The organism is Granulicatella elegans, assembly GCF_020735385.1.
GTDB classification, from domain to species: domain Bacteria; phylum Bacillota; class Bacilli; order Lactobacillales; family Aerococcaceae; genus Granulicatella; species Granulicatella elegans_B.
On record NZ_CP085953.1, the window covers coordinates 845,353 to 868,900 of the forward strand.

The following is a 23,548-nucleotide window of genomic DNA, read 5'->3' on the forward strand; positions in this document are numbered from 1 at the left end:
AGTGAGCCGTATCGGAAATAAACCAGTTGTTATCCCAGCAGGCGTAACAATCGACTTAAAAGACAATACAGTAACTGTTAAAGGTCCAAAAGGTGAATTATCATATACATTCAACCAAAATATCACATTAGTTCAAAACGAAGGTAAAGTTGTTTTCACTCGTCCAGATGACTCAAAAGAAAACAAAACAATCCACGGAACAACTCGCGCAGTATTCAACAACATGGTTGTTGGTGTTACTGAAGGATTCCAAAAAGAATTGGAATTAATCGGGGTTGGGTATCGTGCTCAATTACAAGGAAACAAACTTGTATTAAACGTTGGATATTCTCATCCAGTGGAATTCACTCCAGAAAAAGGATTAGAAATCGAAGTTCCTTCAAATACTAAAGTAATCGTTAAAGGTTATGACAAACAAAAAGTTGGCGAATTAGCTGCTAACATTCGTGGCGTACGTCCACCAGAACCATATAAAGGTAAAGGTATTCGTTACGTTGATGAATTTGTACGTCGTAAAGAAGGTAAAACAGGTAAATAATTTTCGTAATTATTTACCTTTTGTTGCGCTATTAGTCGCATAAAAATATATTATAAGAGGTGAAAATTGTGATTACAAAACCAGACAAAAATAAAGTGCGTCAAAACCGTCACGCACGCGTTCGTCGCAAAATTTCTGGTACTGCTGAGTGCCCACGCTTGAACGTTTTTCGTTCTAACAAAAACATCTACGCTCAACTAATTGATGACGTAGCGGGTGTGACGCTAGCAAGTGCCTCTACTTTAGATACAAATGTAGAAAATGGAACAAAAACAGAGGAAGCTGTTGCAGTTGGTAAATTAATTGCAGAACGTGGACTTGAAAAAAATATTAAGAAAGTAGTCTTTGACCGTGGTGGATACTTATACCATGGACGTGTAAAAGCTTTAGCTGAAGCAGCACGTGAAAATGGACTAGTATTCTAGGAAAAGGAGGACCCACAATTCATGGTTAATATTGATGCAAGAAACTTAGAATTAGAAGATCGTGTAGTTGCGATTAACCGCGTTACAAAAGTTGTAAAAGGTGGACGTCGTTTACGTTTTGCTGCTTTAGTTGTTGTAGGTGACCGTAATGGACATGTAGGTTTCGGTACTGGTAAAGCTCAAGAAGTACCAGAAGCTATCCGTAAAGCAATCGAAGATGCTAAGAAAAACTTAATTGAAGTACCAACAAGTGGTTCTACAATTCCTCACGAAGTTATCGGACGTTTCTGCGGTGGTAATGTGTTATTAAAACCAGCTCAAGCCGGTTCAGGAGTTGCTGCAGGTGGACCAGTTCGTGCCGTTGTTGAATTAGCAGGTATCGCTGACGTAACTTCAAAATCTTTAGGTTCAAACACACCTGTAAACATGGTTCGTGCTACAATCGAAGGTTTGAAACAATTAAAACGTGTTGAAGATGTTGCTGCATTACGTGGCAAATCAGTTGAAGAATTATTAGGATAGGAGGACATTGAAAATGGCAGAATTAAAGATCACTTTAAAGAAAAGCTTGATTGGACGTCCTCAAAACCAAATCGATACTTGTAAAGCTTTAGGCTTAACAAAAATTCGTTCAACAGTTGTAAAACCAGCTAACGATGCTATCAAAGGCATGGTTAACACAGTATCACATCTAGTGGATGTTGAGGAAGTTTAATTAATCAACTTATAAGAGGAGGTGCCCGAAACATGAAACTTCATGAATTACAACCAGCAGAAGGTTCTCGTAAAGAACGTAACCGTGTTGGTAGAGGTCAAGGTTCAGGAAACGGAAAAACTGCTGGACGCGGAAGCAAAGGTCAAAAAGCTCGTTCAGGCGGTGGCGTTAGATTAGGATTCGAAGGTGGACAAACTCCATTGTTCCGTCGTTTACCAAAACGTGGTTTCCAAAATATCAATCGTAAAGAATACGCAGTCGTAAATCTAGAAACATTAAACCGTTTCGAAGATGGTCAAGAAGTGACTGCTGCTGTACTAGTTGAGACTGGTATCGTTAAAAACGAGAAAGACGGTATCAAAGTATTAGCAAACGGAAAACTTGAACGTAAGTTAACTGTTAAAGCAAATAAATTCTCTCAAGCAGCAAAAGAAGCAATTGAAGCTGCAGGTGGAACTGTAGAGGTGATTTAATGTTCTCTCTACTGAAAAATGCGATCACAACAAAGGATATTAGAAAACGTCTATTATATACACTAATGGTATTAGTAGTATTCAGAATTGGGACGCATATTACAGTTCCTGGTGTTAATGCATCAGCTATTGAATCATTTGCATCGTCAGGTTTCTTTGGAATTTTAAATACATTTAGTGGTGGGGCTTTATCAAACTTCTCAATCTTTTCGATGGGGGTTTCGCCTTACATCACTGCGTCAATCGTTGTTCAATTATTACAAATGGACATTCTTCCTACTTTCGTAGAATGGGGTAAGCAAGGGGAAGTTGGTCGACGTAAGTTAAATACTGCTACCCGATATTTAACTATTGTTATTGGATTCTTCCAAGCATTTGCAATTTCATTTGGATTCAATACGTATGCTAACTATGGATTAATTAACAATCCAAGTATTTCAACATATTTATTGATTGCATTAGTTTTAACTGCAGGAACAATGTTTGTTACTTGGCTAGGAGATATGATTACTGTAAATGGGATTAGTAATGGGGTTTCCATTATTATCTTTGCAGGGATTGTAGCTCGTATGCCACATGACATTTATGAATTTTATGTCAAACAATTACAAGGAAAAGCTGATGAAGAGTTATATCGTGCTTATGGATTTACCGCTGCTTTAGTAGTTGCCATTATTCTTGTTGTGATGTTAGTTGTTTATATTGAACAAGCGCAACGTCGTTTACCAATCACATACTCTAAACGTCCGACAGGAGCAAACGAAGCTTCATGGTTACCATTGAAGATTAACTCTGCAGGGGTTATTCCTGTAATTTTTGCAAGTTCGTTTATAGCATTGCCTCAAACTGTATTAAGTGCTGTTCACGGTCAATACAGTGAGGAAAGTTGGTATCAAGTTGCAACAAATATATTTGATTACCAAAAACCAGCAGGTGCAAGTTTATATATCTTTTTAATAGTAGTATTTACTTACTTCTATGCATTTGTGCAAGTAAACCCCGAAAAAGTTGCGGAAAACTTACAAAAACAAGGTGGTTACATCTTAAGTGTAAGACCTGGTAAAGAAACAGAACATTATATTTCTGGTATGCTTTTACGATTGAGTACAGTCGGAGCACTTTACTTAGGTGGTATTTCATTATTACCTATGATTGCTGCTGCTTTGTGGAAGCTACCACGTGGTTTAATGTTAGGTGGAACAAACTTACTAATCGTAGTTGGGGTTGCACTTGAAATTAGCCGTCAAATTGAAGGTCGAGCAATTAAACGTAAATATAAAGGGTTTATCCAAGAGTAATGAGGAAGATTGACAAAATATTTTTGAATGTTTTGTCTTTTCTTCATCTGCAATGTAAAGGAGATATTATGAATATTATTTTAATGGGATTACCTGGAGCAGGTAAAGGAACTCAAGCTGAAAAAATTGTTGCTACTTATAACATTCCACATATTTCAACTGGTGACATGTTCCGTGCTGCAATGCAACAAGGAACAGAATTAGGACTAAAAGCTAAATCTTTCATGGATAAAGGTGAATTAGTTCCTGATGAAGTTACAAATGGAATTGTTAAAGAACGTTTACAAGCAGACGATACTAAAAACGGATTTTTATTGGATGGTTTTCCAAGAACTCAAGCTCAAGCAGAAGCACTTGATAAAATTATGGATGAATTAGGTCGTAAAATTGATGCTGTTATCAATATTGATGTAAATCCAGAAATTTTAATGCAACGTCTAACTGGACGTTTCATTTGCAGAAACTGTGGAGCTACTTATCACAAAATCAATAAACCAACTAAAGTAGAAGGTACATGTGATCGTTGTGGAGAACACGAATTCTACCAACGTGAAGATGACAAACCTGAAACTGTTGAAAATCGTATTCAAATTAATATTGAACAATCAAAACCAATCTTAAACTACTACAATGCAAAAGAAGTTTTACATAATGTAGATGGTGAAAGCGGGATTGATCATTTGTTTAACACAATTCAATCAATTATGGGCGAACCGCACCAAGCTTAACCTGTTATCTTGCATTTATTGTAGCTGAAATGGTATAATTAGAAAGTTAGATAACGGTAGAAGTCCGTCAGTAAAATCCGTAACAACTTTTTAAAAGTGAGGAGGATGAAGCATGGCAAAGGAAGACGTAATTGAAATTGAAGGTATTGTTAATGAAACATTACCAAATGCGATGTTCAAGGTCGAACTTGAAAATGGTCATGAGGTTTTAGCGCATGTATCTGGTAAAATCCGGATGCACTATATTAAGATTTTACCGGGCGATAAAGTAACGGTTGAATTATCACCTTACGATTTAACGCGCGGAAGAATCACATATCGCTTTAAATAATGGACTCCGTTAATGATATAAAGGAGGGAACTTAAATGAAAGTTAGAGCATCAGTAAAACCAATTTGCGAAAAATGTAAAGTAATTAAACGCAATGGTAAAGTTATGGTGATTTGTCAAAATCCCAAACATAAACAACGTCAAGGATAATTTATAAGGAGGTACTTAAAAGTATGGCTCGTATTGCAGGTGTGGATATTCCACGTGAGAAACGTGTTGTTATTTCTTTAACCTATATCTACGGTATCGGTGTTACGACTTCTAAACAAGTATTAGCTGCTGCTAATGTAAGTGAAGATACTCGTGTTCGTGATTTATCAAATGATGAATTAGACCGTATCCGTGCAGAAGTGGATAAACTAAAAATTGAAGGTGACTTACGTCGTGAAGTGAACTTAAACATCAAACGTTTGATGGAAATTGGTTCATATCGTGGTGTTCGCCATCGTCGTGGTTTACCAGTTCGTGGTCAAAATACTAAAAACAATGCTCGTACTCGTAAAGGCCCAGCTAAGGCTATTGCAGGTAAGAAAAAATAATTTAGAGAAGAAGGAGGTTAATTCTTCATGGCAAAGAAAGTTGTACGCAAACGCCGCGTGAAAAAGAATATTGAATCTGGTGTAGCTCACATCCGTTCAACATTTAATAATACAATTGTTATGATTACAGATGTACATGGAAATGCTGTTTCATGGTCTTCTGCAGGTGCTTTAGGATTTAAAGGTTCTAAAAAATCAACACCATTTGCTGCTCAAATGGCTGCTGAATCTGCTGCGAAAGGTTCAATGGAGCATGGTATGAAAACAGTTGAAGTTTCAGTTAAAGGTCCTGGTTCAGGTCGTGAAGCTGCAATTCGTTCATTACAAGCTACTGGTTTAGAAGTTACAGCAATTCGTGACGTAACACCAATCCCTCATAATGGATGTCGTCCTCCAAAACGCCGTCGTGTGTAATGGATTGTTATTGTTGAATTTTGTTGGACAATCGCACATTGTACGTACGTTTTGAAAGGGGTAAAAAATAATGATCGAAATTGAAAAACCAAAAATTGAAACGATTGAGATCAGCGAAGATGCTAAATTTGGTAAATTCGTTGTTGAGCCACTTGAACGCGGTTATGGTACTACATTAGGGAACTCATTACGCCGTATTCTATTATCGTCACTCCCTGGTACTGCAGTAACAGATATCCAAATGGATGGCGTGTTACATGAATTTTCAACAATAGATGGCGTGGTAGAAGATGTTGCTGCAATCATTTTAAATATTAAGAAAATTGCATTAAAATCTTTTGGCGAAGATGATAAAGTATTAGAAATCGATATCATTGGACCTGCTGTTGTTACAGCTGGGGACATCAAACATGATAGTGATATCGAAATCCTTAACCCTGATTTATATATTTGTACAGTAGCTGAAGGTCATCGCTTCCATGTTCGTATGAACGCTAGAAATGGTCGTGGTTATGTTCGTGCTGACTATAATAAATCTGAAAATATGCCAATTGGTGTAATCCCAATTGATTCTATTTATACTCCGATTAGTAAAGTGAACTACCAAGTCGAAAATACTCGTATTGGTCAAAAAAATATTTATGATAAATTAACGCTTGATGTATGGACAGATGGATCAATCTCTCCAGAAGAAGCAATCAGTTTAGCAGCTCGTATTTTAACAGAGCACTTAAATATTTTTGTTAATTTAACAGATGAAACTCGTCAAGTAGAAATTATGGTCGAAAAAGAAGAAACTCAAAAAGAAAAAATGCTTGAAATGACTATTGAAGAATTGGACTTATCTGTTCGTTCTTATAACTGCTTAAAACGTGCGGGAATTAATACTGTACAAGAGTTAACAAATAAATCTGAAGCAGAAATGATCAAAGTTCGTAACTTAGGTCGTAAATCGCTTGAAGAAGTTAAACACAAATTAATCGAATTAAATTTAGATTTACGTCGTGAAGACTAATAGAAACTCTTAAGAAGGAGGAATATTAAAAAATGGCTTATCGTAAATTAGGACGTACAAGTTCACAACGTAAAGCGTTATTACGTGACTTGACAACTGACTTAATTATTAACGAACGCATCGTTACAACAGAAGCTCGTGCTAAAGAAATCCGCTCAACTGTTGAGAAAATGATTACTTTAGGTAAACGTGGAGATTTACATGCTCGTCGTCAAGCAGCTGCATATGTTCGTAACGAAGTAGCAGATGTACGCGAAGAAGGCGAAGAAATCGTTGTTGAAACTGCTTTACAAAAATTATTCAATGGTTTAGCATCACGTTACAGCGAACGTCAAGGTGGATACACTCGTATTCTTAAAACTGAACCTCGTCGTGGTGATGCTGCACCAATGGTTATCATTGAATTAGTTTAATAAATAAACAAACACTTTTCGATGGTTGAAATGAGCGTCATGATGGTAATAATCATCTTTCGGTTGTGAGATGAGAAGTCTGAGGCTACTGTAAAGTAGCCTTATTCTTTCTCATGATTATTTAGTCTAGCTCGCTGTCTCCCCGCCAGCGTTGGCGGGAAGGCACTTCATCATGAAGGTGTCTTTTTTTGTTTATATACATATTTTGTTTTTTATACATATTATAAAAGGTTAAGAGGTGAATGAATTGACTCAACCAGTTATTTCAATTAAAAATATTTATTTTAATTATCAGAATCAAGATACTAGAGAAGCATTATCAGATGTATCATTAGATGTTTTTGAGGGAGAATGGTTAGCTATTATTGGGCATAATGGTTCAGGGAAATCTACACTAGCTAAAATGATGAATGGTTTATTAGAAGCTTCAAGTGGAGAAATTTATATCGACGGTGAATTGTTAATGGAAGAAACGGTTTATGAGGCACGTCGTAAGGTAGGAATGGTATTTCAAAATCCAGATAATCAATTTGTTGGAACAACTGTAGAAGATGATATTGCTTTCGGATTAGAAAATATTGGGATGTCACGTGAGGAGATGGTTCAAAAAATCAACGCTTCTTTAGAGATGGTTCGTATGACTTCGTTTAAAGAGAAAGAACCAGCACGTTTATCTGGTGGTCAAAAACAACGTGTTGCGATTGCGGGAATGATTGCATTAGCACCAAAGGTAGTTATATTAGATGAAGCGACTTCCATGTTAGATCCTCAAGGTAGATTTGAAGTGATTTCAACGATTCAACAACTTCATAAAGATAAAGGTATCACAGTCATTTCTATTACTCATGATTTAGATGAGGCAGCACAAGCAGATCGTGTACTATTAATGGAAGGCGGAAAAGTAAATCGTATTGGAAAACCTTCAGAGATTTTTGGAATGGGAACAGCATTAGTGGATAAAGGATTAGATGTTCCTTTTTCGGAAAAATTAAAAGCCGTTTTAAAAGAAAAAGGTTTGAATGTGCCAAATGAGTATTTAGATGAAGAAGGGTTGGTGGAATGGCTATGGACATCCGTTTTAAACAAGTAGGATTTGCTTATCAAGCGGGGACGCCGTTTGAAATGAGAGCATTACATGATGTTACTTTTTCAGTAAAAGATGGTTCTTATGTAGCCATTATTGGTCATACTGGTTCTGGTAAATCGACGATTCTTCAACATTTAAATGCGTTATTAAAACCAACTGAAGGTGTTGTAGAATTAGGAGAAAAAACGATTGATTCAACTACTGGGAATAAAGACTTAAAACCTTTACGTAAAAAAGTAGGAATTGTTTTTCAATTTCCAGAAGCACAATTATTTGAAGAAACTGTAGAAAAAGATATTGCTTTTGGACCCAAAAACTTCGGAGTTAGTGAAGAAGAATCGTTAAAAATTGCTGCTGAAGTCGTAAAAATAGTTGGATTACCTGAAGAAGTTTTGAAAAAATCACCATTTGATTTGTCGGGCGGGCAAATGAGACGTGTTGCGATTGCCGGTGTATTAGCGATGAAACCAGAAGTGTTAGTTTTAGATGAACCAACGGCTGGTCTTGATCCAAAAGGTCGTTTAGAAATGATGGAGATGTTTTATAAATTAAATAAAGAACAAAAAATGACCATCGTTTTAGTGACACATCAAATGAATGATGTAAGTGATTATGCAGATCATGTGATTGTGATTGAATCTGGAAATGTTGTAAAGGAAGGTTCACCCAAGGAAGTGTTTGCAGATGCTTCTTGGTTATTAGAAAAACAATTAGGCGTTCCAACGACTTTAGCTTTTGTTGAAAAATTAAAAGAAAAAGGTTGGTCTACCGATAAAATGCCTTTAACTTTAGATGAGTTAGCGAATGCTATTTTAGAAAAACGTGGGGTGAATGAATAAATGTTAGATAAATTGTTATTAGGACGCTATTTACAAGGTGACTCTTTTGTTCATCAATTGGATCCTCGCACCAAATTTATTTCTACATTCGTGTTCATTATTATTATTTTCCTTGCGAATAATTGGTTAACTTATTTAATTTTAGCAATCTTCACATGGGTAGCTTTATTAGCTTCTAAAATCCCAATGAAATTCTTTTGGAATGGTGTGAAACCACTATTGTGGGTCATTTTATTTACTGTTGTATTGCAAATGTTGTTTACAACTGGTGGAGATGTTTATTTTGAATGGAGCTTTATTAAAGTTACTTCCTTTGGTGTTATTAATGCGATTTATATTTTTTTACGTTTTGTATTGATTATTTTTATTTCTACATTGATGACATTAACAACACCCCCTTTACAAATTGCAGATGCGATGGAATCGATTATGAAACCTTTAGGGAAAATTGGTGTTCCAGTTCATGAGATTGCATTAATGCTATCGATTGCTTTACGTTTTGTTCCTACATTAATGGATGAAGCTCAAAAGATTATGAATGCACAACGTGCTCGTGGCGTAGATTTTGGAGAAGGTAATTTATTTGAACAAATGAAAGCTATTATTCCGATTTTAATTCCATTGTTTGTGAGTTCATTTAATCGGGCAGAAGATTTAGCGACTGCAATGGAAGCTAGAGGATATCAAGGTGGAACTGGTAGAACAAAATATCGTGTGCTAACATATGGTCAGAAAGATGGAGTAACAGCTCTTACACTTGTTGTTTTAACAATTGCTCTAGTTGTTTTTAGAGGACAGTAATGCATATGGAAAATGATTTAACACTATTAAGATATTTATTGAGAAAAATCTATCATGCAGAAACACGAATGAAGAAATTAAAAACGTGAATGCTGTTTGATTTTTTTAGCGAATGCAAATTTACATATTTCGAATACAACTTGGGATTATATTTTCGTTTTGTGGTTAGATAATGTTGTCGTAGATTTTATGATTTATAAAAATGTATAAGAGATTTCGCGAAACTTTGATTCGCTAAAAGTAGTAGTTGTTCGCTTAATGAAACAACAATTGCATTAAAGACTTTCCCGTAGTAGAAGAATGATTTTCTTGCTACGGGAAAGTCTTTTGGTTGTTCGACAAATCCTGTTGGTGAGAAATCACCGACAGGATTTTTTACATGCAAAAAAGAGAAATCCGAGTTATGATTAAGTCGACTAAAACAAATCAAAGGAGGATTTCTCTCATGGACTATTGTATACGAAAATTACTAAGATTAACAGAAGAAAATTTTATTACGGATGAAAATTGGTTAGAAATCGTGACAGAAAACAATGAAACAGTTCATAAAATTAATGGAACTTGGACAAGTGCTTGTACTTCTTGTCTATATTGTTCTAGCGAAAATGTGATGAAACATTCTCCTATGGAACATAAAATTAGAATTCCACACCTATTTGGACATAAGACTATTTTAGACCTTAAAGTACAACGATTCATCTGTAAAGATTGTCATAAAACATGGGTTGCAGATTGCCCTCTTGTTCCAAAAAATAGTAATATTTCTTATGATTTAGAGTGTCAAATTATGTTGTATTTAAAAGAAAACTTCTCTAGAAAAGCAATCGCTAAACTCCTTTCAATTTCTGATAAGACTGTTGAAAGAGTGATGAAAAAGTTTAAAATAAAAACAATGCAGCAGTATCATTATTTACCTAAAGTGCTTTGTTTAGATGAATTTAGAGGCGTTAAAACGCAACAAGGGAAAATGAATTTCATTTGTTTAGATGGAGAAAATCGCCAATTAATTGATATTTTGCCTGGTAGAACACTTCATGAAATGATTTCATTCTTTATGAAGTTTTCTCGTAAACAACGTTTAAAAGTAAGATATTTAGTGATGGATATGAATGCTTCTTATCAAAATCTTATTAAAACTGTATTTCCAAACGCTGTTATCGTAGTAGATCGATTCCATATCATTCAACATATGAATCGTAATTTTAATCAACTGCGCATTGTGATTATGAAGCAATTCTCAGCGAAATCAACACAACAGAAGACATTGAAACGTTACTGGAAAGTACTCTTAAAGCCTAGTGATGAATTAGATGAAGAAAAATTAAGGTACAATTATCACTTCAAAACCTATCTTACTCAAGCTCAATTGGTAGAAAAATTATTGAGTTTTGACGAAGTGTTATCAGATGCATATGATTTCATTCAAGAACTTAGAAAAGCCTATAAAAAGAAAAATTACGAGGCATTTATGACATGTATAAAGGAAATTCCAAAACAATTACCTTATGAATTTAAGAAGAAGTTTGAAGTGTTTAAACGTTTTAAGAATGGGATTTATCAAGCTTTTACGACAGGATATTCCAATGGAGCTATTGAAGGAACGAATAATCTCATTAAAGTAATTAAACGTGTTGCATATGGATATCGAAATTTTGAGAATATGAAATTAAGAATCAAGATTATTAAAGGTTGTTTCTTTACCCCGGTCAATAGAAAGTCATTATGAGTTAAAAAAGTATGTATAGAGTCGTTTTAACTTGACAATGAGCCTCCATGGGCATGTTGAATTGGGGGAAGCGAAAAATAATATCAAATTTCACAGCCCCCAAACCGCTAATCGCGGATAACATGCCCCTGCTCATTATAAAGTTAAAACTAGATTTCGTTCATAGTTATGTTTGTGGTTGATTGTTAAATTAATTAAATCGTTAATTTTCTTCCACCTTGTTCATTTAAAATTAAAGACTTAATTTGGTGTTAAATTTAATCCACCAACAGAATTTGTCGATGAGCCAGTCTTTTCCACTTTTTGAACAGGGATATGGTACAATAAGACGAAGGAATTATGAAGGAGGAAATCGAGTGGGATTTCGTTATAAAGTCATTTTAAGTTATGATGGAACGAATTATGTAGGGTTTCAAGTGCAAGAAAATGGTAACAGTATTCAAGCAGAATTAAATAAAGCACTGAAAAAAATGACAAAGGGATTGTATATTCCGGTTTGTGGTTCCGGTAGAACAGATTCAGGAGTACATGCAAATGGACAAGTGATTCATTTTGACTATCCGACAAAAATTGAAGAACAAAATTTACAGCGAGCAATGAATAGTTTATTGCCGGATGATATTTGTGCAAGAGAAGTGATGGCCGTTAGTGATGACTTTCATGCAAGGTATAGTGTGACGGGAAAACGATATATTTACCGAGTAAATATTCAAAAATTTGTCAACCCATTTAGTCGTTTATATACTCTTCATCATCCTTATAGAGTTAATGTGAATCAGATAAATGAAGCTTTACAAGTTGTTATCGGAGAACATGATTTTACAAGTTTTTGTTCTACAAAGACGGATAAGGAGTCGAAAGTTAGAAGTGTTACGAAGGCGGAAGTGGTAGAGCAAGATGGTGAATTAGTCTTCACGTTCGAAGGAAATGGATTTTTATACAATATGATTCGTATATTAGTGGGAACGAGTCTGCAAATCGGTGATGGATTAAGACCTGTTTCAGATATGAAAGAGATTTTGGTAGCAAGGGACCGACAAAAAGCAGGGCCAACAGCTCCTCCTCAAGGCTTGTATTTGGATGAAGTTTTCTATGAAGAAAAGGAATAATGCAGTTTTATCAAGAGTATGTTACAATAGAAACGGATTTAATTTAAAGGAGAGATTCGATGGTATTAGAAAATTTTGATGTAAATTTACAAAAATATGCAAAATTGCTAGTGTCTACAGGGATTAATGTTCAACCAGGACATACGGTAGTCATTTATGTGGAAGTGGAACAAGCTGCATTTGCACGCTTATTAGTAAAAGAAGCCTATCAATTAGGAGCAAGCGAAGTTATCGTTCAATGGAGTGATGATGAAATTAACCGTGACCGTTTATTATATGCTGCTGAAGAGCGTATTACGACTGTTCCAGAATATAAAGTACAAGAAATGCACTATTTATTAGACCATAAAGCAAGTCGTTTAAGCATTGTCTCTAAAGATCCAGATGCTTTAAATGGAGTAGATACAAGTCGTCTTGCAAAATCAATGAAAGCTACAAGTGTTGCGTTAAAACCAATGCGTGTTGCAACTCAATCGAATAAAGTAAGCTGGACAGTAGCAGCTGCAGCAGGTAGCGCATGGGCTAAAAAAGTATTCCCAGAAGCAACATCAACTGAAGAAGCTGTGGATTTGTTATGGAATCAAATCTTTACAACTTGCCGAGTATATGCAGATGATCCAGTTGCAGCTTGGAAAGAACATGAAGAAAAATTAGATAAAAAAGCAGCTGTTCTAAATAAAGAACAATTTGCTAAATTACACTACACTGCACCAGGAACTGACTTAACTCTTGGAATGCCTAAAAACCATGTTTGGGAAAGTGCTGGAAGCTACAATGCACAAGGGGAGCACTTTATTGCGAATATGCCAACAGAAGAAGTATTCTCAGCTCCAGATTACCGTGTAGCAGATGGTTATGTAACAAGTACAAAACCATTAAGTTATAACGGAACTATTATCGAAGGAATTAAAGTTACTTTTAAAGATGGTCAAATCGTAGAAGTTTCTGCTGAAAAAGGCGATCAAGTAATGAAAGATTTAGTATTCGAAAATATGGGGGCTCGTGGATTAGGAGAAGTTGCCTTAGTAAGCGACCCTTCTCCAATTTCTCAATCAGGGATTACATTCTTTAATACATTATATGATGAAAATGCTTCAAACCACTTAGCAATTGGTTCAGCTTATGCGACAAGTGTTAAAGGTGGAGAAAAATTTGAAACTGAAGAAGAATTAGCTGCAGCCGGATTAAATCGTTCAGACGTTCATGTGGACTTCATGATTGGTGGTCCAAATATGAATGTTGATGGTATTCGTGAAGATGGAACAGTTGTACCAATCTTCCGTAATGGAGACTGGGCGATTTAATGACATTGAAAGCATCCTATCCATTGTTAACCTCAGATGGATGGGATGTTTTTTTATGTAACAAACGAAGGGAGTTGAAAGTATGACTCGACAAAGAAAATGGTTTTATGGAATTTTTGGAGCGTTATTTGCACTGATTTTATTATTTTATGGCTTGATTCTCATGTTTACTTATCGTGGAACTCCTGAAGCAATGGAGAAGTGGAATAAGCATTCATATGTGAAAAAGAATCAGTATTATCGATTTGAAGCAAAGGGAGAAGAACAAGCGAACCTATTATTCTATACAGGAGCTTTAGTAGAACCTCAAGCGTATGTTGGAATAGCAGAAGGGTTAGCACAAAATGGCATTACGACTTATGTCATTGAATCTTCATTAAACTTACCCATTTTTGAAATGGGAACAATGGAGACGATTGTAAAAGAAGAAAAGTTGGATAAAGTTTATGTAGCAGGACATTCCTTAGGAGGAGTTGTTGCGAGTTTAGATGCATTAAAGTTACAAAAAGAAAATCATTTAGCAGGAGTGATTTTATTAGCTAGTTATCCAGATAAAAGTGTTGATTTCAGTAGTAGTCATATTCCAGTTTTATCGATTGTAGCCAGTCATGATAAAATTTTGAAATGGGAAAAATATGAAGCTAGCAAGTCTCGTTTGCCTAAGACTAGTGAAGAACTCATGATTGAAGGTGGAAATCATAGCGGCTTTGGAATGTATGGCGAACAAAAAGGAGATGGTGCTCGCTCGATTTCAAATGAAGAACAACAACAGAAAGTGATTGAAAAAATGACGGAATTTATGAGAAAAGCAAAATAGTTGGCTGATTACAATTAGAATTTTAAAGAAAAAGCATTAAAGTCATAGCAATTTTACTGAAAAAGTTTTACAATAGAAACGATAGACAAATTAGAAGGGAAGTTATTTAAAATGGCAGATAAAGTGCGTGTACGTTATGCACCAAGTCCAACAGGGCATTTGCATATTGGTAATGCAAGAACAGCTCTATTTAATTATTTATTCGCAAGACATTACGGTGGAGAATTTATTATTCGTATTGAAGATACTGACCGTAAGAGAAATATTGCTCATGGAGAAGAAAGTCAATTAGAAAACTTAACTTGGTTAGGAATTGACTGGGATGAAGGTCCAGATAAATCAAAAAATGTTGGCCCATATCGTCAATCAGAACGTGAACATATTTATAATCCATTAATTGAACAATTAATTGCTGAAGATAAAGCTTATAAATGCTACATGACTGAAGAAGAGTTAGAAGCAGAACGTGAAGCACAACGTGCAAATGGAGAAATGCCACACTATAGTGGTCAACATGCTCATTTAACACAAGAACAACGTGATGCTTTTGAAGCAGAAGGACGTACTCCAGTTGTTCGTTTCAGAGTTCCTCAAAATAGAACGTATACTTTTGATGATATTGTTAAAGGTGAAATTACTTTTGAATCTGGTAGTGTAGGTGGCGACTTTGTTATTTTAAAACGTGATGGTATGCCAACATATAACTTTGCAGTAGCAGTGGATGATCACTTTATGGAGATTACTCATGTATTACGTGGGGATGACCATATTGCTAATACTCCTAAACAAATGATGGTTTATGAAGCTTTTGGATGGGATACTCCTAGATTTGGTCATATGACATTAATTATTAATACAGAAACTGGTAAAAAATTATCAAAACGTGATGAGTCTATTTTACAATTTATTGAACAATATAAAGATTTAGGCTATTTACCAGAAGCAATGTTCAACTTCATTACTTTATTAGGATGGTCTCCACAAGGGGAAGATGAAATTTTCTCAAGAGAAGAATTTATTCAAATTTTTGATGAAAAACGTCTTGGAAAATCTCCAGCAGCATTCGATCCTAAGAAATTAGAATGGATTAACAACACTTATGTGAAGAAAACTCCATTAGAAGAAGTTGCACCATTAGCAATTCACCAATTACAATTAGCAGGTTTATTACCTGAAACATTGAGTGAAGAGCAACAAGTTTGGGCGAATAAATTAGTAGCGTTATATCATGATCAAATGAGTTACATGAATGAGATTGTTTCTATTTCAAGTTTATTCTTCCAAAAAGACTTCGTTGTAGAAAATGATGAAGCAAGAGAAGTGCTTCAAGGTGAAACTGTACCGACTGTACTTCATGCATTTAAGGCTCAATTAGAAGCTTTAGAAGTGTTTGATGAAGCTAGTGTGATGGCAGCGATTAAGGCTGTTCAAAAAGAAACTGGTGTAAAAGGTAAGAATTTATTTATGCCAATTCGTGTGGCAACAAGTGGTCAAACTCATGGCCCTTCTTTAGGTCAAACGATTGAATTATTAGGGAAAGAACGTAGCCTTGTACATTTAAACGAAGCGTTGGCTTTAATCCAAGCTTAGATATTGCGAATTAGACTTCCTGTGATAGTAGCATTAGGACGCCAGCAGCCCTAGCGGTCTCATGGCTATGCCCATACTACTATAGGAAGTCTTTTTTTATAATGAAAATATCAGAGTGTGGATTGAAAATAATAGTTTGTTTTCAAAAAGATTATGATATAATCAGTCCATTGAAAAGAAAGGGGGAATGAATATGGATACAAATAAAACTTATTCAGCAAAAGAGTTTACAATGACCGTATTAAATGCATTAGCATTAGGGGTAGTTGTAACTTTAATTCCTGGTGCGATTTTAGGTGAATTAACAAAAGCGTTATTACCAGTATTTCCACAAGGACAATTAATTATTCAAGCAACTCAAGTCGCTAATACGATGATGGGTGCTATTATTGGTTTAATGGTAGGACATTTCTTTAAATTTACTCCGATTCAATCAGGAGCCATTGCTTTAGCAACTGTTTTTGCAGGAGGTGCGCCAGGCTTTAATCCGGATGTTAAAGGTATGGTGTTCTCTGGTACTGGGGATATTATTACAATGGGAGTAACAGCAGCATTAGCAGCTGGATTTATTTTATGGATTGGAGATAAAGCAAAAGCTTATTCGATTATTGTGATTCCAACAGTTACATTAGTCGTTATTGGTGGGATTGGAAGACTTTCGCAACCATACATTGTTAAAATTACAGCATTAATTGGTCAAGGAGTGGAATTCTTATTAACCTTACAACCAATTATTATGTGTATGTTAATTGCGATGACTTTCTGTATTTTAATTGTGTCACCATTTACAACAGTAGGGATTAGCTTAGCAATTGGATTGTCAGGCATTGGTTCTGGTGCGGCGAACTTAGGAATCTGTGCGGCAGGTTTTGGTTTAGCAGTTGCAGGATTAAAAGTTAATTCAGTAGGAACTTGTATTGCACACTTTATTGGATCTCCTAAAATGTCAATGGCAAATGTGATTGCAAAACCTAAAATTTTATTGCCAATGTTATGTTCTTCAGCATTATTAGGTGTTTTAGCAACAGTCTTTTCCATTCAAGGAACTCCTGCTAGTGCCGGGTTTGGATTTAGTGGTTTAGTAGGTCCAATTTATGCTTTAAACTTAATGGAAAATGGATGGACAGCAGGAAATATTCTATTAGTAGCAATTGTTTTCGTAGTTGCACCAATTATTTTCAACATTATTTTTATCCATGTGTTCGAAAAAGTGGTACAATGGATTCAACCAGAAGATTATAAAGTAACGGTATAATAAGGAGGAATTATAATGAAAATTGCAATTGCAGGTGCTGGAGCAATGGGATGTCGCTTTGGTTATATGTTAACAAAAGCAGGACAAGAAGTTGTTTTAATCGATGAATGGCCAGCGCATATTGAAGCAATTCGTACAAATGGATTACAAGTAGTAGATGGAAATACAACAGATACATTACAAATCCCAATCTACAGACCTGAAGAAGTTCATGAAGAAGTAGATGTGGTTATCGCATTTACAAAATCAATGAAATTAGGAGAAATGCTTGAAAAAATCAAAGCAATTATTCATGAAGATACAAAAGTAGTATGTTTATTAAATGGTTTAGGTCATGAATATACAATGGAAAAATATGTTCCACGTAAAAACATTATTATGGGTGTAACGATTTGGACAGCAGGAATTAATGCGCCAGGTGTGGCTCGTTTAGGTGGAACAGGTACTGTTGAAATTCAAGCAGTAGAAGAAGCGAGCGGTCGTGCGATTGCAGAAGAATTAGTCGCTGTTATGAATCAAGGGGGATTAAATGCTAGTTATAGTGAAGATGTTTTATTCTCAATTTGGAGAAAAGCATGTGTAAATGGAACAATGAATGCAACATGTGCGATTTTAGATGCGAATATTGGAGAAGTATTTGATACAACTACAGCAGAAGCAGTTGTTGAGCAAATTATTCATGAGTTTGTGGAAGTGGCACATCATGAAGGTGTGAAAATTGACGCAGCTGAAATGAAAAACTATGTTTATACTGCGTCAAACAAAGTTCGTGCACACTATCCATCAATGCACCAAGATTTAATGCAAAATCATCGCTTTACTGAGATTGATTACTTAAATGGATTTGTTGCGAAACGCGGACTAGAGTATGGAATTCCAACTCCATATTGTGCTATGATTACACAATTAATTCATGCAAAAGAACAAATTTTAAAAGTACAATAAAAGGAATTTTGAGAGACGAGACGAGAGTCTCGTCTTTTTTATGGAGAAATTAACAGTATTTTTTATATAAAAACCCACCTAACTATTTAAAAATCACATCAATAAAAAGGAAAAATAAGGAATGGATAACCACTATTTTTACGAATATATTATACGATTTTTATTACTTTCTCAAAAGTGAAAACATTTAAATTTAACAAATTTCTTTCTTACAAAAATGTAAGAAACAAACAGAAAATGATAGCTAAAATATAGGAATGCATCGATTTTATTTGATAGAATAAATACAAATCAAAGAGAAAGTAGGAATTGTAATGACATTATTAGATGTAAAACAAGTACAAAAAATTTACCATACAAGATTTGGAGCGATGCAAATAGAGGTGTTAAAAGATATTACTTTTAGTGTTGAAAAAGGAGAATATGTTGCCATTATGGGGGAATCTGGTTCTGGTAAAACAACGCTGTTAAATATTTTAGCCACATTAGATCGTCCTACAAAAGGACAAGTATTATTGAATCAATTAGATATTCAAAATATACCAGACAAAACATTAGCAGCCTTTCGTCGTGATCATTTAGGATTTGTATTCCAAGATTTTAATTTATTAGAAACATTGTCTGTTAAAGATAATATGTTACTCCCATTAGTCCTAGCAAAGAAAACTGTTCAAGAAATGGAGCAAAAAGTAAAATCTGTTGCTACATTATTAGGAATTGAAAAATTATTAGAAAAATATCCTTATGAATTATCAGGTGGACAACAACAACGTGTAGCGATTGGACGTGCAATGATGGCTAATCCAAGTATATTACTAGCAGATGAACCAACTGGAGCATTAGATTCAAAATCTTCTAGCAATATTTTAGATGTTTTTGATACCTTAAATGAAAAGGGACAAACCATTTTAATGGTAACTCATAGTACATTAGCTGCTAGTCGAGCGAAACGAGTGTTATTTATTAAAGATGGTATTTTGTATCATCAATTATTTAAAGGTGAGCGTACAGATGAAGAAATGTTTGAAGCAATTTCGGATACGTTAACAGTAATGGCTAATCGAGGTGAGACTCATGTTTAAATTCATTCATTAGCAGTATCCAATTTAAAGAAAAATCGAACATTGTATATTCCGTTTTCGATTGCTTCTATTACCATGATGGTCATTACCTATATTCTATTAGCACTATCTACAAATAAAACGATTTCACAAAGTAGTGGAGGAAATACGGTAGTCATGGCATTAGGGTTTGGCGTTGTGATTATGTTACTTGTCTCTACCTTAACGATGATTTATGCCAATGGATTTGTAATGAAAAACCGTTCAAAAGAATTTGGATTGTATAGTATTTTAGGATTAGGCCGCACACAAATTCAATTGTTACAAGTTATTGAAATGGTATTATTCGCAGTGCTAAATCTAATTGTAGGTCTGGTATTAGGTGTATTGTTCAATCGATTAGCCTTTGCCTTGTTACTGAAAGCAATGCGTTTTTCAGTTCCTTTAGCGTATGAATTTCAAATTTCAACAGTCATTATAATTGGAATTTTATTTAGTGGAATTTTTGTTTCCTTAATGATTTTAAATGCGATTAAGATTAGAGTGAGTCGTCCATTAGAATTACTACGCGAGAAAAAATCAGGAGAAAAAACAGGACGTTTCTTAAGTATTCGTGCACTAATTGGAGTAGCGATTTTAGGATATGCTTACTATATTTCTCAATCAATCGAAAGTCCGATTAAAGCGTTAGGTTGGTTCTTTATTGCAGTACTATTAGTAGTTATTGCAACTTATATTTTATTTGATGCTGGAAGTATTGCACTTTTACGCTTCTTGAAAAATCGTAAAACATTTTATTATCGTCCAATTAACTTCATCTCTGTTTCTAATTTAATTTTTAGAATGAGAAAAAATGCGATGGGCTTAGCAAGTATTTGTGTTTTATCAACAATGGTACTCGTGACTCTTGGAACGACAGTTTCGTTGCAGTTTGGGGCACAGGAAGTGATTAATAAAACAAGTCCAACTGATTTTACGTTTAGAAATATGTATCGTAATCCTGAAGAAACAGCAGAATATTCAAAAGAGGCGAAACAATTAGCGGAAGGAATTGCTTCAAAAGTAACAGATTTTTATGAATATTCGTATATTTTAACAGGGGGAAATCAAGAAGGGGATGTATTAGATACAAATGTTAAAAAACTGGGTACTCTTCCAGAAGCAATGGTCGTCCTAGTATCAGTGGAAGATTATAATTGTAATAGTGGAGAAAATATTACTGTTAAACCTGGAGAAATGGTGATAGGAGAACAAAATACTGAGAAAACTAAACCTAGTTTCACTCAAATAGCAGTTGGGGAAAATACTTTTTCAATTGGACAAGTCATCGAAGTGAATAAATTCGCTGCAGGATTAATTGTAAATCCGAATATAACCGATCATTCTTATATTGGCATTTTAAATGAAGAGGATATGGCGAAAGTTGTTCCATATTACAGTAAAGGAAATGATGAAGGATATCGTGCTTATACAAGACAATATATTGCATTATGGAATACTTCTAGTAAAACAGATGATGAGAAGCAAAAAGAATTAGAAGTGTATCAACAATCTGATATTGCTGGAGGAATTGATGGAAAAATAGAAATTGCTCAATTATTATTCCAATTTTATGGTTCCCTATTATTCTTAGGGTTTTTATTAGCCATTGCCTTTTCAGTTGGAGCAGTCTTAGTCATTTACTATAAACAAATTTCAGAAGGGTATGAAGATCGTGAGCGTTATGTCATTTTGAAGAAAATCGGAATTGATCAATCAATGATTCATCAATCAATTAATCGTCAAGTATTAATTGTATTCTTCTTACCGCTATTAACAGCGTTCTTGCATACTGCATTATCGTATAAAATTGTGAGTAAAATTGTCTTAATCTTTGGCATTAAAGGAAGTATTATTGGGTTGACGATGTTAGCAGTAGCAGGAGTCTTTATGATTGCTTACTTCTTAGTTTACAAAATTACTTCAAGAGAGTACTTCAAAATTATCAATCGATAGTAAAAATAAACGTCTTTAGTGAAAGCTAGAGGCGTTTATTTATTGCGTATTTTATTCAGAAATTATTCGAAAAATACCGTATAAAAAAATATTTTTTAAAAAATTCTTAATATTTGTATTTCATGAAAGCGTAAAACATGATATACTAGAATGTATTCAAGTAAAGAAATTTGGAGGTTTACTCATGATTGATGTTATCGATTTAAATAAAGTATTCGATAATGGCTTTGAAGCATTAAAGTCTGTTAATTTTTCAATTGAACAAGGGGATTTAGTATGCTTATTAGGGCCTAGTGGTTGCGGAAAATCAACTATTTTAAATATGATTGCAGGGTTATTACAACCAACTGGTGGAGATATCCAATTTAAAAAATCTTCTGTGATTAATACAGAACCAAAAGATAGAAATATTGGATTTGTGTTCCAAAACTACGCATTATATCCTCATATGACAGTGTTAGAGAACATTATGTTCCCATTAACTGTAGGGCAAAATAAAGTTTCAAAAGAAGAAGCTAAAGCAATTGCAGAAGAATACATGCAATTAACAAATATTGAAGAACTAGCTGCAAAAAAACCTGGAACTTTATCTGGAGGACAACAACAACGTGTTGCGATTACTCGTGCATTAGTTCAAAAACCAGAAGTATTATTATTAGACGAACCATTAAGTAACTTAGATGCTCGTTTACGTTTAAAAATTCGTGAAGAAATTCGTCGTTTAGTAAAAGAAGTAGGAATTACAACAATTTTCGTAACTCATGACCAAGAAGAAGCTTTATCAATCAGTGATAAAATTATCTTATTAAATGAAGGTGTTATCCAACAACATGATGACCCTCAAAACCTGTATTTAGAACCAAATAATTTATTTGTGGCTAAATTTATCGGAAATCCTATTATTAACATTTCAGAAGTGGATGTAAAAGATGGTGTGATTCATCACCCAGCGTTTACTATGCAAGCAAGTGAATTAGTAGCAAGTCGTTTCCGTAAAGAATTAGAACAGGGACATTATTATTTAGGATTACGTCCTGAAGATTTGTTTCCAAGTGAAAATGGATTGTTCACAGTAACCATTACGTCAGTGGAATTAATTGGACGTGAACGTATTTTACACTTTACATTAGGAGAACAAGATATTAAATCAATCGTTAGTGTGGAACATAAGATTGAAGAAGGAGACACACTTTCATTTGACCTTCTAAGACATAAGTTATTCTTATTCAATCAAAATGGAGAACGTGTATACTAATGAAAAAATATAATCCTGAGAATCAACCAAAGGCGTGGTTATTCCTTCTTCCGTCATTAGGTGTGATTTTACTATTTAATATTTACCCATTAATTCGTTCATTTTGGATGAGTTTTCAAAAAGGTTCATTGTTAAAACTTCAATTTACAGGTTTATCAAACTATCAAAAAGTTTTAGCAGATCCAGTGTTTCATAGAGCATTAATGAATACAGCTTTATATGCATTTGTAGTAGTTCCAGTTGCACTATGTATTTCAGTTGTGGTTGCTTGGATTATCTTTGAAAAGGTAAAACATAAGAGTGTGTTTGAAACAATTTTCTTCATGCCATATGTTACAAGTACAATCGCAATTGGGATTGTCTTCCGTTATTTCTTTAATGGAAGTTATGGATTAATTAACTTCTTACTAGGTTTAGTAGGAATTCCTGCAGTGAATTGGTTAGATAATGTTAATATGAGTATGCCAACTTTAATTATTTTTGGTATTTGGACAGGACTTGCATTTAATATCATCATTTTATTAGCAGGTTTGAGAAATATTGACCCAGAACACTTTAAAATTGCAAAAATGTTTGGTGCTACAGAAAAAGAAATTTTCTGGAGAATTACATTCCCTCAATTAGTTCCAACAATTGCGTTCTTATCTACGGTGAACTTAATTGGTGCTTTCAAAGTTTATACGCAAGTATATGCGTTATTTGGAGGAACACCAGGGGTTGCCAATAGTGCTACAACTGCCGTGTACTATATTTATGACAAGTTCCATGTGGCTGGACGTCCAGGAATTGCGATGGCAGCAACTGTAATCTTATTTGTGATTATTCTAATTGCTACTTTCTTCCAAAATAAATTCTTGAGAAGAGCGGAGGGTTAAT

General features: G+C 34.4%; 26 protein-coding genes and 1 pseudogene. All 27 read left to right on the top strand.

Annotated features, from left to right (window positions below; genetic code table 11):
* Window position 1 precedes the first annotated feature (1 nt).
* Window positions 2-538: a 50S ribosomal protein L6 gene (gene rplF / locus LK443_RS04270; RefSeq protein WP_227932300.1), complete on the top strand. Its 537-nt coding sequence runs from the start codon at window positions 2-4 to the stop codon at window positions 536-538.
* Window positions 539-597: 59 nt separating this feature from the next.
* The gene (gene rplR, locus LK443_RS04275; RefSeq protein ID WP_040507629.1) at window positions 598-963 is read left to right on the top strand and encodes a 50S ribosomal protein L18; all 366 of its coding nucleotides are present in this window, start codon (window positions 598-600) and stop codon (window positions 961-963) included.
* Window positions 964-984: 21 nt separating this feature from the next.
* Window positions 985-1,485 (top strand): 30S ribosomal protein S5, encoded by a 501-nt coding sequence (gene rpsE / locus LK443_RS04280; RefSeq protein ID WP_006703287.1) that lies wholly within the window; start codon window positions 985-987, stop codon window positions 1,483-1,485.
* A 13-nt stretch (window positions 1,486-1,498) separates the two neighbouring features.
* Complete coding sequence (gene rpmD / locus LK443_RS04285; protein ID WP_006703288.1) at window positions 1,499-1,678, top strand: 50S ribosomal protein L30; 180 nt, start codon at window positions 1,499-1,501, stop codon at window positions 1,676-1,678.
* A 32-nt stretch (window positions 1,679-1,710) separates the two neighbouring features.
* A complete protein-coding gene (rplO, locus tag LK443_RS04290) occupies window positions 1,711-2,151 on the top strand; it encodes a 50S ribosomal protein L15 (protein ID WP_227932302.1) in 441 nt (146 codons plus the stop codon).
* A complete protein-coding gene (gene secY / locus LK443_RS04295; RefSeq protein ID WP_227932304.1) occupies window positions 2,151-3,449 on the top strand; it encodes a preprotein translocase subunit SecY in 1,299 nt (432 codons plus the stop codon). The genes rplO and secY overlap by 1 nt, the downstream gene beginning before the upstream one ends.
* Before the next feature lie 68 nt (window positions 3,450-3,517).
* Window positions 3,518-4,177 carry an adenylate kinase gene (locus LK443_RS04300; RefSeq protein WP_227932305.1) on the top strand — a complete coding sequence of 220 codons (660 nt, stop codon included), beginning with the start codon at window positions 3,518-3,520 and terminating at the stop codon, window positions 4,175-4,177.
* Between the two features lie 112 nt (window positions 4,178-4,289).
* Window positions 4,290-4,508, top strand: a complete 219-nt coding sequence (gene infA / locus LK443_RS04305) for a translation initiation factor IF-1 (protein WP_005607446.1) — start codon at window positions 4,290-4,292, stop codon at window positions 4,506-4,508.
* A gap of 35 nt (window positions 4,509-4,543) precedes the next feature.
* On the top strand, window positions 4,544-4,657 hold the full coding sequence (gene rpmJ / locus LK443_RS04310; protein ID WP_005607444.1) for a 50S ribosomal protein L36: 114 nt from the start codon (window positions 4,544-4,546) through the stop codon (window positions 4,655-4,657).
* A 23-nt stretch (window positions 4,658-4,680) separates the two neighbouring features.
* A complete protein-coding gene (gene rpsM / locus LK443_RS04315; RefSeq protein ID WP_006703292.1) occupies window positions 4,681-5,046 on the top strand; it encodes a 30S ribosomal protein S13 in 366 nt (121 codons plus the stop codon).
* Window positions 5,047-5,073: 27 nt separating this feature from the next.
* Entirely contained in the window at window positions 5,074-5,460 is a 387-nt protein-coding gene (gene rpsK, locus LK443_RS04320) for a 30S ribosomal protein S11 (protein WP_005607440.1), read from the top strand.
* Window positions 5,461-5,530: 70 nt separating this feature from the next.
* Window positions 5,531-6,475, top strand: coding sequence for a DNA-directed RNA polymerase subunit alpha (locus tag LK443_RS04325; protein WP_227932307.1), 945 nt, complete (start codon window positions 5,531-5,533; stop codon window positions 6,473-6,475).
* Between the two features lie 32 nt (window positions 6,476-6,507).
* Window positions 6,508-6,888, top strand: coding sequence for a 50S ribosomal protein L17 (gene rplQ, locus LK443_RS04330; RefSeq protein WP_227932309.1), 381 nt, complete (start codon window positions 6,508-6,510; stop codon window positions 6,886-6,888).
* A gap of 238 nt (window positions 6,889-7,126) precedes the next feature.
* Window positions 7,127-7,978 (top strand): energy-coupling factor ABC transporter ATP-binding protein, encoded by an 852-nt coding sequence (locus LK443_RS04335; RefSeq protein WP_227932310.1) that lies wholly within the window; start codon window positions 7,127-7,129, stop codon window positions 7,976-7,978.
* Complete coding sequence (locus tag LK443_RS04340) at window positions 7,954-8,814, top strand: energy-coupling factor ABC transporter ATP-binding protein (protein WP_227932451.1); 861 nt, start codon at window positions 7,954-7,956, stop codon at window positions 8,812-8,814. Before LK443_RS04335 ends, LK443_RS04340 begins: the two co-directional genes overlap by 25 nt.
* Window positions 8,815-9,615, top strand: coding sequence for an energy-coupling factor transporter transmembrane component T family protein (locus LK443_RS04345; protein ID WP_227932312.1), 801 nt, complete (start codon window positions 8,815-8,817; stop codon window positions 9,613-9,615).
* Between the two features lie 379 nt (window positions 9,616-9,994).
* On the top strand, window positions 9,995-11,341 hold the full coding sequence (locus LK443_RS04350) for an ISL3 family transposase (RefSeq protein ID WP_227931024.1): 1,347 nt from the start codon (window positions 9,995-9,997) through the stop codon (window positions 11,339-11,341).
* Between the two features lie 356 nt (window positions 11,342-11,697).
* Window positions 11,698-12,450, top strand: coding sequence for a tRNA pseudouridine(38-40) synthase TruA (gene truA, locus LK443_RS04355; RefSeq protein WP_227932314.1), 753 nt, complete (start codon window positions 11,698-11,700; stop codon window positions 12,448-12,450).
* 59 nt (window positions 12,451-12,509) lie between these two features.
* Entirely contained in the window at window positions 12,510-13,754 is a 1,245-nt protein-coding gene (locus LK443_RS04360; protein ID WP_227932316.1) for an aminopeptidase, read from the top strand.
* 82 nt (window positions 13,755-13,836) lie between these two features.
* A complete protein-coding gene (locus LK443_RS04365) occupies window positions 13,837-14,571 on the top strand; it encodes an alpha/beta hydrolase (RefSeq protein ID WP_227932317.1) in 735 nt (244 codons plus the stop codon).
* A gap of 111 nt (window positions 14,572-14,682) precedes the next feature.
* Window positions 14,683-16,161, top strand: coding sequence for a glutamate--tRNA ligase (gltX, locus tag LK443_RS04370; RefSeq protein ID WP_227932319.1), 1,479 nt, complete (start codon window positions 14,683-14,685; stop codon window positions 16,159-16,161).
* A 193-nt stretch (window positions 16,162-16,354) separates the two neighbouring features.
* Complete coding sequence (locus LK443_RS04375) at window positions 16,355-17,416, top strand: PTS transporter subunit IIC (protein WP_227932321.1); 1,062 nt, start codon at window positions 16,355-16,357, stop codon at window positions 17,414-17,416.
* Between the two features lie 15 nt (window positions 17,417-17,431).
* The gene (locus LK443_RS04380) at window positions 17,432-18,361 is read left to right on the top strand and encodes a 2-dehydropantoate 2-reductase (protein WP_227932323.1); all 930 of its coding nucleotides are present in this window, start codon (window positions 17,432-17,434) and stop codon (window positions 18,359-18,361) included.
* A gap of 314 nt (window positions 18,362-18,675) precedes the next feature.
* The gene (locus tag LK443_RS04385; protein WP_227932325.1) at window positions 18,676-19,443 is read left to right on the top strand and encodes an ABC transporter ATP-binding protein; all 768 of its coding nucleotides are present in this window, start codon (window positions 18,676-18,678) and stop codon (window positions 19,441-19,443) included.
* A gap of 231 nt (window positions 19,444-19,674) precedes the next feature.
* Window positions 19,675-21,417: pseudogene (locus LK443_RS04390) on the top strand (FtsX-like permease family protein); the annotation flags it as partial.
* Between the two features lie 184 nt (window positions 21,418-21,601).
* On the top strand, window positions 21,602-22,672 hold the full coding sequence (locus tag LK443_RS04395) for an ABC transporter ATP-binding protein (protein ID WP_227932329.1): 1,071 nt from the start codon (window positions 21,602-21,604) through the stop codon (window positions 22,670-22,672).
* Window positions 22,672-23,547 carry a carbohydrate ABC transporter permease gene (locus LK443_RS04400; RefSeq protein ID WP_227932331.1) on the top strand — a complete coding sequence of 292 codons (876 nt, stop codon included), beginning with the start codon at window positions 22,672-22,674 and terminating at the stop codon, window positions 23,545-23,547. Before LK443_RS04395 ends, LK443_RS04400 begins: the two co-directional genes overlap by 1 nt.
* The last annotated feature ends 1 nt before the right edge of the window (window position 23,548 follow it).

What these genes read in the sequence shown, in the direction of transcription:
- rpsE (WP_006703287.1), top strand. Translation starts at nt 985, where the DNA reads ATGGTTAATATTGATGCAAGAAACTTAGAATTAGAAGATCGTGTAGTT.
- rpmD (WP_006703288.1), top strand. Translation starts at nt 1,499, where the DNA reads ATGGCAGAATTAAAGATCACTTTAAAGAAAAGCTTGATTGGACGTCCT.
- rplO (WP_227932302.1), top strand. Translation starts at nt 1,711, where the DNA reads ATGAAACTTCATGAATTACAACCAGCAGAAGGTTCTCGTAAAGAACGT.
- secY (WP_227932304.1), top strand. Translation starts at nt 2,151, where the DNA reads ATGTTCTCTCTACTGAAAAATGCGATCACAACAAAGGATATTAGAAAA.
- LK443_RS04300 (WP_227932305.1), top strand. Translation starts at nt 3,518, where the DNA reads ATGAATATTATTTTAATGGGATTACCTGGAGCAGGTAAAGGAACTCAA.
- infA (WP_005607446.1), top strand. Translation starts at nt 4,290, where the DNA reads ATGGCAAAGGAAGACGTAATTGAAATTGAAGGTATTGTTAATGAAACA.
- rpmJ (WP_005607444.1), top strand. Translation starts at nt 4,544, where the DNA reads ATGAAAGTTAGAGCATCAGTAAAACCAATTTGCGAAAAATGTAAAGTA.
- rpsM (WP_006703292.1), top strand. Translation starts at nt 4,681, where the DNA reads ATGGCTCGTATTGCAGGTGTGGATATTCCACGTGAGAAACGTGTTGTT.
- rpsK (WP_005607440.1), top strand. Translation starts at nt 5,074, where the DNA reads ATGGCAAAGAAAGTTGTACGCAAACGCCGCGTGAAAAAGAATATTGAA.
- LK443_RS04325 (WP_227932307.1), top strand. Translation starts at nt 5,531, where the DNA reads ATGATCGAAATTGAAAAACCAAAAATTGAAACGATTGAGATCAGCGAA.
- rplQ (WP_227932309.1), top strand. Translation starts at nt 6,508, where the DNA reads ATGGCTTATCGTAAATTAGGACGTACAAGTTCACAACGTAAAGCGTTA.
- LK443_RS04340 (WP_227932451.1), top strand. Translation starts at nt 7,954, where the DNA reads ATGGACATCCGTTTTAAACAAGTAGGATTTGCTTATCAAGCGGGGACG.
- LK443_RS04345 (WP_227932312.1), top strand. Translation starts at nt 8,815, where the DNA reads ATGTTAGATAAATTGTTATTAGGACGCTATTTACAAGGTGACTCTTTT.
- LK443_RS04350 (WP_227931024.1), top strand. Translation starts at nt 9,995, where the DNA reads ATGCAAAAAAGAGAAATCCGAGTTATGATTAAGTCGACTAAAACAAAT.
- LK443_RS04360 (WP_227932316.1), top strand. Translation starts at nt 12,510, where the DNA reads ATGGTATTAGAAAATTTTGATGTAAATTTACAAAAATATGCAAAATTG.
- LK443_RS04365 (WP_227932317.1), top strand. Translation starts at nt 13,837, where the DNA reads ATGACTCGACAAAGAAAATGGTTTTATGGAATTTTTGGAGCGTTATTT.
- gltX (WP_227932319.1), top strand. Translation starts at nt 14,683, where the DNA reads ATGGCAGATAAAGTGCGTGTACGTTATGCACCAAGTCCAACAGGGCAT.
- LK443_RS04375 (WP_227932321.1), top strand. Translation starts at nt 16,355, where the DNA reads ATGGATACAAATAAAACTTATTCAGCAAAAGAGTTTACAATGACCGTA.
- LK443_RS04380 (WP_227932323.1), top strand. Translation starts at nt 17,432, where the DNA reads ATGAAAATTGCAATTGCAGGTGCTGGAGCAATGGGATGTCGCTTTGGT.
- LK443_RS04385 (WP_227932325.1), top strand. Translation starts at nt 18,676, where the DNA reads ATGACATTATTAGATGTAAAACAAGTACAAAAAATTTACCATACAAGA.
- LK443_RS04395 (WP_227932329.1), top strand. Translation starts at nt 21,602, where the DNA reads ATGATTGATGTTATCGATTTAAATAAAGTATTCGATAATGGCTTTGAA.
- LK443_RS04400 (WP_227932331.1), top strand. Translation starts at nt 22,672, where the DNA reads ATGAAAAAATATAATCCTGAGAATCAACCAAAGGCGTGGTTATTCCTT.